This is a genomic window from Clostridium sp. DSM 8431, from assembly GCF_900116755.1.
Classification (GTDB): domain Bacteria; phylum Bacillota; class Clostridia; order Clostridiales; family Clostridiaceae; genus Clostridium.
In genome coordinates this window covers 1-13,901 of sequence record NZ_FPBY01000053.1, presented here as the reverse complement: position 1 = coordinate 13,901, position 13,901 = coordinate 1, and the positions used below count along the sequence as shown (strand labels likewise).

The 13,901-nt window shown below is 30.7% G+C and carries 12 protein-coding genes, 2 pseudogenes and 1 riboswitch; of the genes and pseudogenes, 1 reads left to right on the top strand and 13 read right to left on the bottom strand.

Features of this window, described 5'->3' with window-relative positions; genetic code table 11:
* Positions 1-400: 400 nt before the first annotated feature.
* From BM384_RS07225 to BM384_RS07215, 3 genes are all read right to left on the bottom strand, one after another.
* Positions 401-1,774: an NCS2 family permease gene (locus BM384_RS07225; protein ID WP_090012476.1), complete on the bottom strand. Its 1,374-nt coding sequence runs from the start codon at positions 1,772-1,774 to the stop codon at positions 401-403.
* A gap of 16 nt (positions 1,775-1,790) precedes the next feature.
* Positions 1,791-1,891: riboswitch (purine riboswitch) on the bottom strand.
* Positions 1,892-2,103: 212 nt separating this feature from the next.
* The gene (locus BM384_RS07220) at positions 2,104-3,090 is read right to left on the bottom strand and encodes an asparaginase (protein ID WP_090012475.1); all 987 of its coding nucleotides are present in this window, start codon (positions 3,088-3,090) and stop codon (positions 2,104-2,106) included.
* A gap of 194 nt (positions 3,091-3,284) precedes the next feature.
* On the bottom strand, positions 3,285-3,701 hold the full coding sequence (locus tag BM384_RS07215; RefSeq protein WP_090012473.1) for a PBECR3 domain-containing polyvalent protein: 417 nt from the start codon (positions 3,699-3,701) through the stop codon (positions 3,285-3,287).
* 200 nt (positions 3,702-3,901) lie between these two features.
* Here BM384_RS07215 and BM384_RS07210 point away from each other — a divergent pair, with 200 nt between their 5' ends.
* Complete coding sequence (locus BM384_RS07210) at positions 3,902-4,927, top strand: branched-chain amino acid aminotransferase (protein ID WP_090012472.1); 1,026 nt, start codon at positions 3,902-3,904, stop codon at positions 4,925-4,927.
* A gap of 53 nt (positions 4,928-4,980) precedes the next feature.
* Here the strand turns inward: BM384_RS07210 and spoIVA are convergent, their stop codons facing one another.
* The 10 genes and pseudogenes from spoIVA to BM384_RS17925 form a co-directional block, all read right to left on the bottom strand.
* The gene (gene spoIVA, locus BM384_RS07205; RefSeq protein ID WP_090012470.1) at positions 4,981-6,459 is read right to left on the bottom strand and encodes a stage IV sporulation protein A; all 1,479 of its coding nucleotides are present in this window, start codon (positions 6,457-6,459) and stop codon (positions 4,981-4,983) included.
* A 154-nt stretch (positions 6,460-6,613) separates the two neighbouring features.
* A complete protein-coding gene (locus BM384_RS07200) occupies positions 6,614-7,606 on the bottom strand; it encodes an NAD(P)H-dependent glycerol-3-phosphate dehydrogenase (RefSeq protein ID WP_090012469.1) in 993 nt (330 codons plus the stop codon).
* A complete protein-coding gene (der, locus tag BM384_RS07195) occupies positions 7,606-8,925 on the bottom strand; it encodes a ribosome biogenesis GTPase Der (RefSeq protein ID WP_090012467.1) in 1,320 nt (439 codons plus the stop codon). The genes BM384_RS07200 and der overlap by 1 nt, the downstream gene beginning before the upstream one ends.
* 331 nt (positions 8,926-9,256) lie before the next feature.
* Complete coding sequence (locus tag BM384_RS18180; protein WP_242945973.1) at positions 9,257-9,481, bottom strand: PhoU domain-containing protein; 225 nt, start codon at positions 9,479-9,481, stop codon at positions 9,257-9,259.
* Positions 9,460-9,846, bottom strand: coding sequence for a phosphate signaling complex PhoU family protein (locus BM384_RS18175; RefSeq protein WP_242945972.1), 387 nt, complete (start codon positions 9,844-9,846; stop codon positions 9,460-9,462). Before BM384_RS18175 ends, BM384_RS18180 begins: the two co-directional genes overlap by 22 nt.
* 13 nt (positions 9,847-9,859) lie before the next feature.
* Entirely contained in the window at positions 9,860-10,609 is a 750-nt protein-coding gene (gene pstB, locus BM384_RS07185; RefSeq protein ID WP_090012465.1) for a phosphate ABC transporter ATP-binding protein PstB, read from the bottom strand.
* 3 nt (positions 10,610-10,612) lie between these two features.
* Positions 10,613-11,463, bottom strand: a pseudogene (gene pstA / locus BM384_RS07180) (phosphate ABC transporter permease PstA).
* A complete protein-coding gene (gene pstC, locus BM384_RS07175; RefSeq protein WP_090012464.1) occupies positions 11,463-12,353 on the bottom strand; it encodes a phosphate ABC transporter permease subunit PstC in 891 nt (296 codons plus the stop codon). Before pstC ends, pstA begins: the two are co-directional and overlap by 1 nt.
* Before the next feature lie 24 nt (positions 12,354-12,377).
* The gene (locus BM384_RS07170) at positions 12,378-13,247 is read right to left on the bottom strand and encodes a phosphate ABC transporter substrate-binding protein (RefSeq protein WP_090012462.1); all 870 of its coding nucleotides are present in this window, start codon (positions 13,245-13,247) and stop codon (positions 12,378-12,380) included.
* Between the two features lie 439 nt (positions 13,248-13,686).
* Positions 13,687-13,901 (bottom strand): annotated as a pseudogene (locus BM384_RS17925) (group II intron reverse transcriptase/maturase); the annotation flags it as partial.

Sequence of the window (13,901 nt, the reverse complement as noted above, 5' to 3'; positions counted from 1 at the left end):
ATCATTGTACTTATACGAATTCAAATACATCATCTCCTTAAAAATCTTTGTTAAAATGATTGACATATTTTATCACTTTTATTCATAATACAGCCATTTTTTTATACCTAGAAAAAATCTTAAGAGAGGAATTTCAAAAGAATATTCTATATAACTGTTATAAGAAAGCATTAAAGAATATTTTTAAGAAGTGTAAGAAAAGCTCTTAGGCTTAATTATGTAGTGTCATTTTAAAGGAAAAATATATTTTTAAAAGTTTTAATATTCAATAAATAATGTTTATAAGATTTATATAATTTATAAAGGGTGAATATCCTTATGAAAATACAAACTTTAAAGGACATTCACCCATATTCAAATAACTAATTTTATTTATTACTATATTTTATAACTTAGCTAACTAGATCATAACTAATTTTAATATAAATACTATTCCTAAGATTATCATTATAGGCGAAATTTTGTTTTTTTCTCCCTTTGTCTTAGCAAAGAACAGATTATATAAAACATTAATTGCTACATATGATAATACTCCAAATGTTAAACCATCACCAATACTATATGTCATAGGCATTAAAGCTATTGTTAAAAAGGCTGGTACTCCTTCTGTTACATCAGTAAAATTAATTTCTTTTACTGAACCTAACATTAAATAACCTACATATATTAAAGCTGGTGCTGTTGCACATGTTGGTATTGCCATAAATATTGGTGAGAAGAACATTGCAACTAAGAATAAAACTCCTGTTGTTACTGCTGTCCATCCTGTTCTTCCTCCTGCTGCAACTCCAGTTGAACTTTCTACGAAGGTTGTAGTAGTAGAAACACCAAGACATGCTCCTGCAGTAGTACCAATGGCATCTATCATAAGTCCTTTACTCATATTCTTCATATTACCTTCTTCATCTATCATTCCAGCCTTTGAAGAAACTCCAAGGAATGTTCCTATTGTATCAAAGAAGTCTACAAATAAGAATGTACATACTATTGTAAGGAATGTTCCTATTTTTTCTGAATCAAGTACATAACTAAAATCTATCTTTCCTGCTATAGGTGCTATACTTTCAAATCTTATTATTCCATCTGGAAGAGTAATTCCTAAAGATGCTGCATAAGAAGGATCAAATAAAGCATATCCCCATGCTGCAATTGTTGATATTAAAATACCTATAAGTATTGAACCTTTAACTCTTTTCTTTTCTAAAACTGTTATTATTACTACCCCTAATAAAGCAATTAAAACAGTTGGCATTTTGAAATCTCCAATACTTACTAATGTACTTTCATTTAATACAACTACCTTAGCATCTTGAAAACCTATAAAAGCTATAAATAAACCAATACCTGCTGTTACTGCACTTTTTAAACACTTAGGTATGGCCTTTACAATAGCTTCACGAACCTTAAATACTGTTAGTAAAATAAATATAATACCTTCAGCAAAAACAGCTGTAAGTGCCGTTTCCCAATTTATACCCATTCCCAAAACAACTGTATATGCAAAGTATGCATTAAGTCCCATTCCTGATGCAAGTGCAAAAGGAAGATTTGCGTAAACACCCATAAGTATTGTTGAAAGCCCTGCTGCTAAACATGTTGCTGTAACTAATGCTCCCATAGGCATTCCTGTAACTCCTAAAATACTTGGATTTACAGCAATTATGTATGCCATTGTTAAGAAAGTTGTTACTCCTGCCATAATTTCTTTCTTAAAGTCTACATTTTCATTGCATAGAATACTTAGAATTCTTTTCTCTTCTACATTGTTATTCATAAATTATCCCCCTGCTAATAAATTTTACAGCACTACATAGTCAGATATTTACGGTATCTGGTAGAAACTTGTGAACCATATCTTCACCATTATATGAGTGTTATTACGAACATTATTATATATTTTTACTTTTAAGTATGTCAATAACATGTATGAATTTTTTTTGCACAATATATATTATTCGCTTTTAATTTTTTTATTCTAAGTTTTTACTATTTTTTATTTTAATATTATATTCAATTTCCTCCAAAAATTTTTTTAAACAAAATGATTAATATGTAAAAAACAGTCTTGATTTTAAAAAATCAAGACTGTTTTTTAATCTCTATTTAAACATATAATCCATCTTCAAAAAATGATTTTATAAATTCTAAATCCTTAGAATAATTTAATGCTGCTATAAGTTTAATTCTAGCTTTTTGTCCTGGCATTGTATCTCCAAAGATTACACCTAAATCTCTTAAATGTTTGCCGCCACCTTCATATCCATAAGATTCAAATACTCGGCCTTCAAAACATCTTGATACAATAACTACAGGTATATTTTTATCTATAGCTCTTTTAACACCTTCAACCATTTGTGGAGGAATATTCCCTCTACCTAAGGCTTCAATAACAATTCCTTTATATCCCTTATCAATAACATAGTTTATAAAATCTGAATCCATTCCTGCTGCACACTTAATAAGTGCTACATCTGATTCTATTTTATCTATTTTTACATGTTTTCCAACTGGACAGTTTCTATAAAATATAACTTCGTTATTATCTACAATTCCAATGGGTCCAAAGTTAGGAGTTCTAAAGGCATTTAAAGCCATAGAATTTGCTTTTGTAACTCCTCTAGCACTATGTACTTCTCCGTTAAAGCATACTAATACTCCTCTACCCTTTGCATCATCTGATACTGCTGTACATATAGATGCTGCTAAGTTTGCAGGTCCATCATATCCAAGCTCTGATGAACTTCTCATAGCTCCTGTAACTACTACAGGCTTTTCACTTTCTATTGTAAGATCTAAAAGATAAGCAGTTTCTTCTAAAGTATCCGTTCCGTGTGTTACAACTACTCCATCTATATCTTCTCTATCTAAAAGTTCTGTAACTGACTTAGATAGTTCAAGCATTAAAGATGGTGATACATGTGGTGATGGAAGTTCAGAGAAATTATATGATTCTACTTTAGCATATCCTTCTATACCTGTTACCATAGCCATTATCTCTTCACCACTTAATGAAGGTACTGCTGCATGTATTCTTTCATCAATTTTCATAGATATTGTTCCGCCATTAAAAACTACTGCTACTTTTTTCATATACACTTTTTCCTCCATTTTTCTTTAGCATTTCTATAATAAAAACTCTTTAGTAAATATATTTTTGGCAGGGCGGCGTATCCTGCATCTCTGGTTACTATATAAATATAGCGCGTGAGGAGCCATTTCTCACCTCAAAAATACAACTTTAATTATTATAAATCTTATTATAATTTTTTTCAACATTTGGAATTTCACATGTTATCTACTTCTAAATCTTCATATTTTATTATCCTTCCACTATATATTCTATTATTTATTTTACTTTTTGTTATAGGATAAAGTGTGGACACATAAATATATTCTTCATCTAGATCCACTTCTAATCCTAATAAAAGAGTTGAATCAACTTTTTTTATTAGCTCCAAAGCGCCCTTTTTTCCTCTTTTCTTATCAACACCTATATAATCTGGCTTTTCTAATATACTTTCAATTACATTTATCAAGTTATCTTTAACCATTTTTGTAAGCTGCTTTCCATGGTGCTTTTTTATATGGCTTAGTACCCCAGGTGAGGCATACACACTTCCATCAAATGAAAACCCTAATTTCTCTGCTAAAGAAGCATTTATTCGTCCTACTTTTTTATAAGCTTTATAATAACTTCTCATACCTTCCTCACCACGCCTCATTTATTTTAATAACAAAAAAATCATTTTCATCTTTGTAATATATTTTCTAATACTAATAACTCCTTTACTATATTATATTTTATTTCCTTTTAATTATGAACTTTTTAAAATTTTTCTTTACCATTTCTTATAAAGTGATACAATAATTATAAGAATATATATAGATTGGGGAGATCACAATGGATAAAAACACCAATATAAATTGGGAAGAACTTGGTTTTGATTATATCAAAACAGATTATCGTTTCATCGCTAGATGGAAAGATGGAAAATGGGATGAAGGAAAGCTTACTGAAGATAACATGTTAGTTATTAGTGAAGCTTCGCCAGCATTACATTATGGACAACAATGTTTTGAGGGGCTTAAAGCATATAGAACAAAGTCTGGAGATGTACAACTTTTTAGAGTTGATAGAAATGCAGCTAGAATGCAAAATTCTTGTAGAAAACTATTAATGCCAGAAGTTCCAATAGATATGTTTGTTGAAGCTTGTAAAAAGGTAGTAAAGGCTAATGAAAGATTTGTTCCTCCTTATGGAACTGGAGCAACATTATATTTAAGACCAATAGTAATTGGAGTCGGTGACAATATAGGTGTTAAGCCAGCTAAAGAATATATATTTACTGTATTTTGCATGCCAGTTGGACCATATTTCAAGGGTGGAATGGCTCCAGTAAACTTTATGATTTCTGATTATGATAGAGCAGCTCCTTATGGTACAGGTCAACAAAAGGTTGGTGGAAACTATGCAGCTTCATTACAATCACATAAAATTGCTGCTGATAATGGCTATGCAGATTGTATTTATCTTGATCCTGCAACACATACAAAAATTGAGGAAGTTGGTTCTGCAAACTTCTTTGGTATAACTAAGGACAATAAGTTTGTAACACCAAAATCACCATCTATCTTACCTAGTATAACTAAGTATTCTTTATTATACTTAGCTAAAGAATATTTAGGTCTTGAAACTGTTGAAGGTGATGTACTTATTGATAACTTAGATATATTTAAAGAAGCAGGTGCATGTGGTACTGCTGCTGTAATTTCACCGATTGGTGGAATTGATTATAAAGGAAAACTTCACGTATTCTACAGCGAAACTGAAGTTGGTCCTATAACTAAGAAACTTTATGATACATTAGTTGGAATTCAATTTGGTGATGTTGAAGCTCCAGAAGGATGGATATTCAAGGTTTGCTAATTAGATAATATATACAAAAAAGAGGATTCAAATATTTGAATCCTCTTTTCATTTTAAAGGATAATGCAGATTAATCCGCCATCTCCTTCATTAATAATTTTTTGAAGAGTTCTTTGAATTTTTATTTGAACGTCTTCTGGCATTCTATAAAGCTTATTTTGAAGACCTTCCTTTACAAGGACTTCTAATGACTTACCAAACATATTACTCTGCCATAAACTTGTAGGGTCATTATCAAACTGCTCTAATAATGCATTAACAAGTTCTTCAGATTCTTTTTCAGATCCCATAATAGGACTAATTTCTGTTTTTATATCAGCCTTAATAAGGTGTAGAGATGGAGCACTTGCTTTAAGTTTAACACCATACTTACTACCTTGTTTAACTATTTCAGGTTCTTCAAACTTCATTTCTGTAAGCTGTGGCGCAACTAATCCATAACCTGTTGTTTTTACTTCTTCAAGGGCATCTTTAACTTTATCATACTCTTTCTTAGCATAATTCAATTCCTTAATTAAGGACAATAAATCACTTTCTGACTCAACTTCTAAATCACATATTTCGCTTAATACCTTATAAAATACGCTGTCTTCAGGCTTTAAAAGTACTCTTCCTATACCAATACCAAGATTCATTTCTAGAAGCTCAGAAGTTCCTAAGTACTCATCGCTCTTTATTGCTTTTAGGGATGCCTTTACATCTTTTATTTTCGATATGTCTTTGCTCATATCCTTAATTATGTTGAAAAAATCTTTTTTTAGCCAATGTGAAGGCTCTAATTTTTCAAGCCATTCTGGCATATCTATATTGATTTCTTTAACAGGGAATTCATTAAGTACATGTTTAAATATATCCTCTATATCTTCTTCGCCCATATTAAATACATCTAAAATCTGGACCGTAACATCATACTTTTCTTCCATATCCTTTTTTATAGCCTTTGTCTCAGGTGAACTAGGTTTTGATGAATTTAAAACAACTATAAAAGGTTTATTCATCTCTTTAAGTTCATTAATAACTCTTTCTTCTGCATCTATATAATCATTTCTATCTATACCTGTAATACTTCCATCTGTTGTAACAACAAGTCCTATAGTTGAATGATCTTGAATTACTTTTTTAGTTCCTATTTCAGCTGCATCTTCAAAAGGTATTTCATATTCATACCATGGTGTATGAACCATTTTTGCATCCTCACCATCAAGATAACCCAATGCGCCTTTAACTATGTAGCCAACACAATCTACTAGACGTATTTTAAAATTGATTTCATCATCAAGACTTATCTCAACAGCTTCATTGGGTACAAATTTTGGTTCAGTAGTATGAATACTTTTACCAGACCCGCTTTGAGGCAGCTCATCTTTAGCTCTTTCTTTCTTATAATTGTTATCAATCTTTGGTATAACCATAATGTCCATAAACTTTTTAATAAATGTTGATTTTCCAGTTCTAACTGGGCCTACAACACCAACGTATATGTCCCCTTGAGTTCTTTCAGCAATATCTTTATATATATTGAAGCTGTCCAAGTTATTACCTCCCACAAATAATTTCTAACAGTATATATATATTTGAGAATATGATAAATATTCATAGAACTTCTAAAAATTTATCGTTATTAAAATATATATTCAAAGAAAGAAAAAATTCTGCCAAATTTAATATGTGGCAGAATTCTCTAATTTATATATTCTCGTTTTTCTTATCTCTAGTCATTAATTGATTAATGGACTGTCTTGGATCTTTTCCTAAAAACAATACTTTATATAATGCATCTGTTATAGGCATAGATACACCTATATTTTCTTTAAGTTCATAGAAGGCTTTACAAGCTTTAACTCCCTCTACAACCATTCCTATTTCTGACAAGGCCTCATGAAGTGATTTCCCTTCTCCAATAAGTATTCCAGCTCTTCTATTTCTAGAATGCATTGAAGTACAGGTAACTATTAAATCTCCCATTCCAGTAAGACCATAAAAAGTATCAACCTTTCCTCCAAGCTTTATTCCTATTCTAGATATTTCTTTCATACCTCTTGTCATAAGTGCAGCCTTTGTATTATCGCCATATCCTAATCCGTCTAATATACCTGAAGCAAGTGCAATAATATTTTTTACTGCTCCTCCAATTTCAACGCCTACAATATCATCATTAGTATATACTCTTAAAGTATCAGTCATAAATAAATCCTGAACCTTTTTTGCATATTCCATGTTTCTTGACGATGCTACTATTGTTGTTGGCAGCTTAGATGCTATCTCTTCAGCATGGCTTGGTCCTGATAAAACCACTACAGGATTATAAAGCTTTTTCTCAATTACAACCGATAATCTTTCATCAGTCTCTTGATCTATACCTTTTGCTATAGATATTACTATAACATCTTTATTTATTTTACCCTTAAGTTTTTCAGCCATAGTTCCTATCACATGTGATGGTACACCAAGAACTACAAAATCAGCATTTTTTACTGCCTCATCTATAGAATTATATGCTGTTACATTTTCAGGAATTTTTAAGTCTTTAATATACTTATCATTCTTTCTATTTTTATTAATATCATTAACAACATTAATATCCCTGGCATAAATTGAAACTTCTTCACCTTTTTCTGCAAGTAAAATAGCTAGTGCAGTTACAAAACTACCCCCGCCTACAAAGGCTGTTCTTGTCATTATTTTTCCTTCCTCTCTCTGTATTCAATCTGAATTCCTGTACCTTTAAAATCAAAGCTATCTCTTAATTGATTTTCTAAGTATCTTTCATATGAGAAGTGTCTAGCACTTGCGTCATTTACGAAGAATACAAACTTAGGTGGTTTTGTTGCTACTTGAGTAGCATAGAATATCTTTAATCTCTTTAGTCCAACTATTGGTGGTTCTTTCATTAATACTGCCTTGTTTATTACATCATTAAGAATACCAGTTGAAACTCTCTTATTGTAGTTATCATAGCATTTTTTAGCCATTTCTAATACTTTATGTGTTCTTTGACCTGTTAATGCTGATATGAATAAATATTCTGCGTAAGATAAGAATTTAAGATTTTGTTGTAAGTCTTTCTTAAACTTATCCATTGTCTTATCATCTTTTTCAACTAAATCCCACTTGTTTACTATAACCATTATCGCTTTATTCATTTCATGAGCATATCCTATAATCTTTTCATCTTGCTCTGTAATTCCTTCCGTGGCATCTATCATTAAAATACATACATCAGCTCTTTCTATAGCAGCTAAAGTTCTTATAACACTATATCTTTCGATTTCTTCTTTAACTTTGCTCTTTCTTCTAAGACCTGCTGTATCTACTAATATAAATTTACCAAGGTCATTTTCAAGATAACTGTCTACAGCATCTCTAGTTGTTCCTGGAACATTTGAAACTATTACTCTATCTTCACCTAAAAGTCTATTAATAAGTGATGATTTACCAACGTTTGGTTTACCTATCATAGCTATTCTTATATATTCATCATCTTCTTCACTTGCTGCATCTTTATCAAAATGCTCTACAACTCTATCTAGCATATCTCCAAGTCCTAAACCTTGAGAAGCTGAAATAGTTATAGGTTCTCCTATACCAAGATTGTAGAATTCCCATGCATTTTCTTCTTCTTTTAATGAATCTACCTTATTAACTACTAATACTATAGGTTTCTTTGATTTTCTAAGCATACCAGCTACTTCTTCATCTGCAGCTGTTATTCCTTCTTTACCATCAACTATAAAAACTATAACATCTGCTGTTTCTATAGCTATTTGTGCCTGTCTTCTCATTTGCTTTACAATTATATCATCATTTTCAGGTTCAATTCCCCCTGTATCTATCATTGTAAAGTTATAATTAAGCCAATCAGCTTCAGCATAAACTCTATCTCTTGTTACTCCTGGAGTATCTTGAACGATAGAAATTCTCTTTCCTGCTAATCTATTAAATAAAGTAGATTTTCCTACATTCGGTCTTCCAACCATTGCAACTATTGGTTTCGCCATCTTTTATTCCTCCTCTTACTATAGATAATTCGATATATTAATTCTTTTATGGTTATACATCTATAGTCTTACCTAAAAAAGAATAAATCTTTCAAACATCTTTGTCTTATGCAAAAGATTACTATCTTATGATATATTACATTAATAATTTTCTTAAGTCAATTAAAAATCAGCTTTCAATTACTTAAAACCCTATATTCAAGGATATATAAATTTTTTCCAAGTATATCATAAAAAAACAGCTTTTCTAAGCCAGCTTTTACTGATTTAAATCTACATATATGCCATCTCTCACATAAATGATACCCTCACAGATATTAGTAACCCTATCTCATATTCTTTCTATATATTTTGCAATAAATAAAATTTCTGCTCCTAAGTTAGATTCTATCTTTTCCTCTTTTAAAGTCTTTAGCATATCACTAAATATACTTTCATATAATATATCAACTTTATCATCCATCTTACATATTTCATTTGCTTCATCTGCCTTTCCATTTACATAGGCATTAACTGATAAGTCAATCATCTTTCTTACTTCATCGCCATTTCCCACAAAACTGATGCTTCTTTAGGAAATGTTTCATAACTACCTTTTATCTTACGAGCAATCTTACATATATCTACTGCATGGTCAGCCATTCTTTCAAGTTCAGTGGAAATTTTAGATGCTGTAAAAATGTTTCTTAGGTCTCTAGCAACAGACTGAGAAGTAGCAATAAGTTTTATACAATCCTCTTCTATAATTTGCTGCAAATTATCTACCTTATCATCATCTTTTATAATTTCCTCTACTAAATTATTATCATACTTCCTTAAGGTATCCATAGCTTTTAAAATCTGCTTTTCCACAAAATCTGCCATAAGCAAAAGTTTATTATTAATTTTATTTATTCGTTCTTTCTGAAAAATTCCAGTCATAAAACTCCCCCTTTTATCCAAATCTTCCTGTAATATAATCTTCAGTTCTCTTATCTCTTGGTTTATAAAAAATAGTTTCAGTATTATCATATTCAATAATTTCACCATTTAAAAAGAAAGCTGTCTTATCTGCTATTCTTCCTGCCTGTTGCATATTATGTGTTACTATAACAACAGTATATTGCTTTTTTAACTCACTTATTAATTCTTCAACTTTACTAGTCGAAATAGGATCTAATGCAGATGTAGGCTCATCCATTAAAATCACCTCTGGAGAAGTAGCTAAACTTCTTGCAATACATAATCTTTGCTGCTGTCCTCCTGAAAGTCCAAAAGCACTTTTCTTTAATCTATCTTTTGTTTCATTAAATAAAGCAGCATCCCTTAAAGATTTTTCTACTATTTCATCAAGTTTTTTCTTATCCTTAATTCCATGAATACTAGGACCATAAGCAACATTACCATAAATAGACATCGGAAATGGATTTGGCCTTTGAAATACCATACCAATTCTTTTTCTTAAAAGTATTTCATCATAATCTTTATATATATCTTTATCTTCAAAATACACCTTTCCATATACCTTTACTATTTCTATAAGATCATTCATCCTATTTAAAGTTCTTAAAAAAGTAGATTTTCCACATCCTGAAGGTCCAATTAAAGCTGTAACTTCATTTTTATTAATACTCATATTAATATTTTTTAAAGCTTGATTTTTTCCATAATATAAATTTAAGTCTTTAGTTTTTATAATTTCCATTTACTATTTTCCTCCATATGATTTTAAAATTATATTTCCTATAGCTCTTGCTAATAAGTTAAATAAAAGTACTGAAATCATTAATACTGCTGCTGTTCCATCTGCTATGGCTGATGCATCTACAGCTAATCCTTCAGAATTTAATTTCCATATATGAACTGCTAAAGTTTCTGCAGGTCTAAATAAAGATAAGGATGTTTTTTTCCTGAACTCAATCCTGCAGTGTATAAAAATACTGCTGCCTCTCCAAAAATTCTTCCTGAGGTTAATATAATACCAGTTAAAATTTCACTCATTGCTATTGGTAATGTAAGTTTTGTGATTGTCTGCCAATTAGTAGCTCCCAGTCCTAAAGAGGATTCCTTTACTTGCTTCGTGGCTATCTTAATTGCATTTTCTGATATTCTTGTTATTGAAGGAATATTTAAAATACTTACTGATAGGGCACCTGCTATTAAGGAATATCCCCATCCAGTCATATTTACAAATACTAAAAGACCAAACATACCTATAACTATAGATGGAAGAGAAGATAGTGTTTCAAGAGACAATCTTATAAACTTTACTACAGGCCCTTCCTTTGCATATTCAGTTAAATATATTCCTGCTCCAATTCCAATAGGTACTGTTATAATAAGAGATGTTATAAGCATATAAAAGGAGTTAAATAACTGAGGACCAATTCCTCCACCACCACCAATTGTTTTTGGTGCACTAGTCAAAAAGTTTATATTTATCATTTTTGCTCCTTTAGCTAATATATATGCTATGAAACTTCCTAAAATAAATACTACAACAAAGCTAAATATACATATAATTATTGATGCAACCTTATCTGCTTTTTTTGAATTCATTATATTTCTCCTCTCTTTTCAATTTTTCTTATAAGCAATATAAATAAGAAAGAAATAATAAGCAGTACTAATGCTAATGACCATAGTGCATCATTCCAAGGCGAGCCTGCTACTGTATTTGCCATATCCATTGTAATTATGCTTGTCATTGTTGCTGCTGGTGATAAAAAACTATCTACAATTTTTACCGTGTTACCTATTACCATCTGTACTGCTAATGCTTCGCCAAAAGCTCTTGCAATTCCAAGTACAATTCCTGTTAATATTCCGCTTTTTGCACCTGGAACTATTACATTTTTACAAGTCTGCCACCTTGTTGCTCCTAATCCTAAAGATGCTTCAATATGCTCCTTGGGTACACTTTTAATTGCATCAACACAAAGACTTGATATAGTTGGTAAAATCATTAATGCTAACACTAGAATACCTGCCAGTATTGAATATCCCATACCACCTATATAATCTCTTATAAAGGGAACAAGCACCGTAACTCCTACCCATCCATAGACTACTGATGGAATACCCACTAGTATCTCTAAGGCTGGTTTTATTATTTTATTACCTAAAGATTTTGAAATTATATTTACAAATAAACCAAGGGCTATTGCAATAGGTGCACTAAAAACCACTGCACCTATTGCAACAATTGTAGATCCTAATATAAAGGATAACGCTCCAAAGGATGGATTATCAATACTAGGCTCCCAATTATCCGTAAAAATAAAATCAATTACACCTGAATTTCCCTTAACAAATGTCATTACTCCTCTTTTAGCAACAAAGAATATTATTGTTACTGTTGTTATCATTATTAATAAACCACAAAGAGTTACTAAAAACTTGCCCATATATTCATTTATCAGCTTCTCTTTAAAGCTTCTTTTTTCCATCAATAATCAGTCCTAACTACAAAATTATTTAACTTTCATATCAGTACTTGATATAAAACCTAATTCTTCAACTGTTTTTCTATTATCTTCACTTTGAATATAATCAATAAAATCTTTTGTCTGTTCATTTGGCTCGCCTTTGGTATACATATGTCCCCATGACCAGAATGGATATTTACCGCTTGTAATATTTTCTTTCTCATAGGAAACCCCATCTATCTTAACGCCTATTAGAGAAGCTTTTGCATCATCACTATTTAAATATGACAGTCCTAAATAACTTGCTGCACCTTTATTCTCTTCCATTGCTTTTTTAACAGCTCCATTAGAATCCTGAGTTGCACCCATAGAATCATTTTCAAGATTTTTATCACCATCTAATATAGTTTTTACAAAGGTAGCTCTAGTACCTGATGAAGATGGTCTATGAATTACAAATATATCTTTATCAATACCTCCAACTTGTTTCCAATTAGTTATTTTCCCTGAAAATATATCTTTAATCTGCTGTTTAGTTAAATTATCAATTCCAAGTTCTTTATTAACCACAACAGCAAAACCTTGGGCTACAACTTCATGATCCTTAAGTTCTGCCACCTTATCTTTACCAAGTTTTTCTTCTGCAAAAATATCTGAATTACCTATATCAACTGTCCCATCTGAAACCTGTGTTAAGCCAGTACCAGATCCTCCTGCCTGTGCATTAATATTTATATTTGAATATTTTTCATTAAAGCCTTCTACAGAACTCTCTACTAAAGGAAGCAATGCTGATGAACCGCTTATTGTCACATCACCAGCAACGGTATTTTCTGAGCCACATGCTGTAATTACTCCTGCTATACATGTAATAAATAATGTACCTACTATTAACTTCAAATTTTTTCTTTTCATTATTTTACCTCCAAAAAACTATTAAATTATTTACAACTCTATAATAACCAATCTTCTTTAATGTAGTATTTAGTTTACGTTAAGTTATATTTAAATGGCGTTAACTAAATTTAACAATCACAAATAAAGTAGTTGATACCTGCCTTTTCAGTACAGGAGGCAACTTTGTTTTGCCATGCAAAAGGTTCTAAAAGAAAAATAATTTCATATTAAAATGCAATTTAATTATTTTGCTTTTCGGTTCTTTCTAAGGCAATATATTTTTGTTTTTAACGCATTGGATAACTTACATACCAAAAAGCTTGTAATAATCAGTGTTCACTGTCAAAGAAATTTTAAACTTTCCTATGGGTTAATCGAGTAGGAGGTAATCAATTATTTTGATTACCGACCTCTCACACCACCGTACGTGCCGTTCGGCATACGGCGGTTCATTAGATTAATTTATTATTTGATAAATATTAGATAGGCTCATTAGACCAATACTCTTGAAGTATCTATTATCTAATGTAGCATTTAGAATTGGACTATTGGATATTCTCCAATAGCCTTTTCTTGTATTGGCATATTCATATGCTTTATACTTTGGAACTCCAAGTTTCATAAGATTTCTAATTCTTGTTTTGACTCTTTTCCATTGTTTCCATATGCATG

Excerpts from the sequence above, each read along its gene's own strand:
- der (WP_090012467.1), bottom strand. The coding sequence starts at position 8,925 with ATGGCGAAACCAATAGTTGCAATGGTTGGAAGACCGAATGTAGGAAAA.
- BM384_RS07215 (WP_090012473.1), bottom strand. The coding sequence starts at position 3,701 with ATGAGAAGTTATTATAAAGCTTATAAAAAAGTAGGACGAATAAATGCT.
- BM384_RS07200 (WP_090012469.1), bottom strand. The coding sequence starts at position 7,606 with ATGACAAGAACAGCCTTTGTAGGCGGGGGTAGTTTTGTAACTGCACTA.
- BM384_RS18175 (WP_242945972.1), bottom strand. The coding sequence starts at position 9,846 with ATGACTGGAATTTTTCAGAAAGAACGAATAAATAAAATTAATAATAAA.
- pstC (WP_090012464.1), bottom strand. The coding sequence starts at position 12,353 with ATGGAAAAAAGAAGCTTTAAAGAGAAGCTGATAAATGAATATATGGGC.
- BM384_RS07220 (WP_090012475.1), bottom strand. The coding sequence starts at position 3,090 with ATGAAAAAAGTAGCAGTAGTTTTTAATGGCGGAACAATATCTATGAAA.
- BM384_RS07210 (WP_090012472.1), top strand. The coding sequence starts at position 3,902 with ATGGATAAAAACACCAATATAAATTGGGAAGAACTTGGTTTTGATTAT.
- BM384_RS07225 (WP_090012476.1), bottom strand. The coding sequence starts at position 1,774 with ATGAATAACAATGTAGAAGAGAAAAGAATTCTAAGTATTCTATGCAAT.
- BM384_RS07170 (WP_090012462.1), bottom strand. The coding sequence starts at position 13,247 with ATGAAAAGAAAAAATTTGAAGTTAATAGTAGGTACATTATTTATTACA.
- pstB (WP_090012465.1), bottom strand. The coding sequence starts at position 10,609 with ATGGAAATTATAAAAACTAAAGACTTAAATTTATATTATGGAAAAAAT.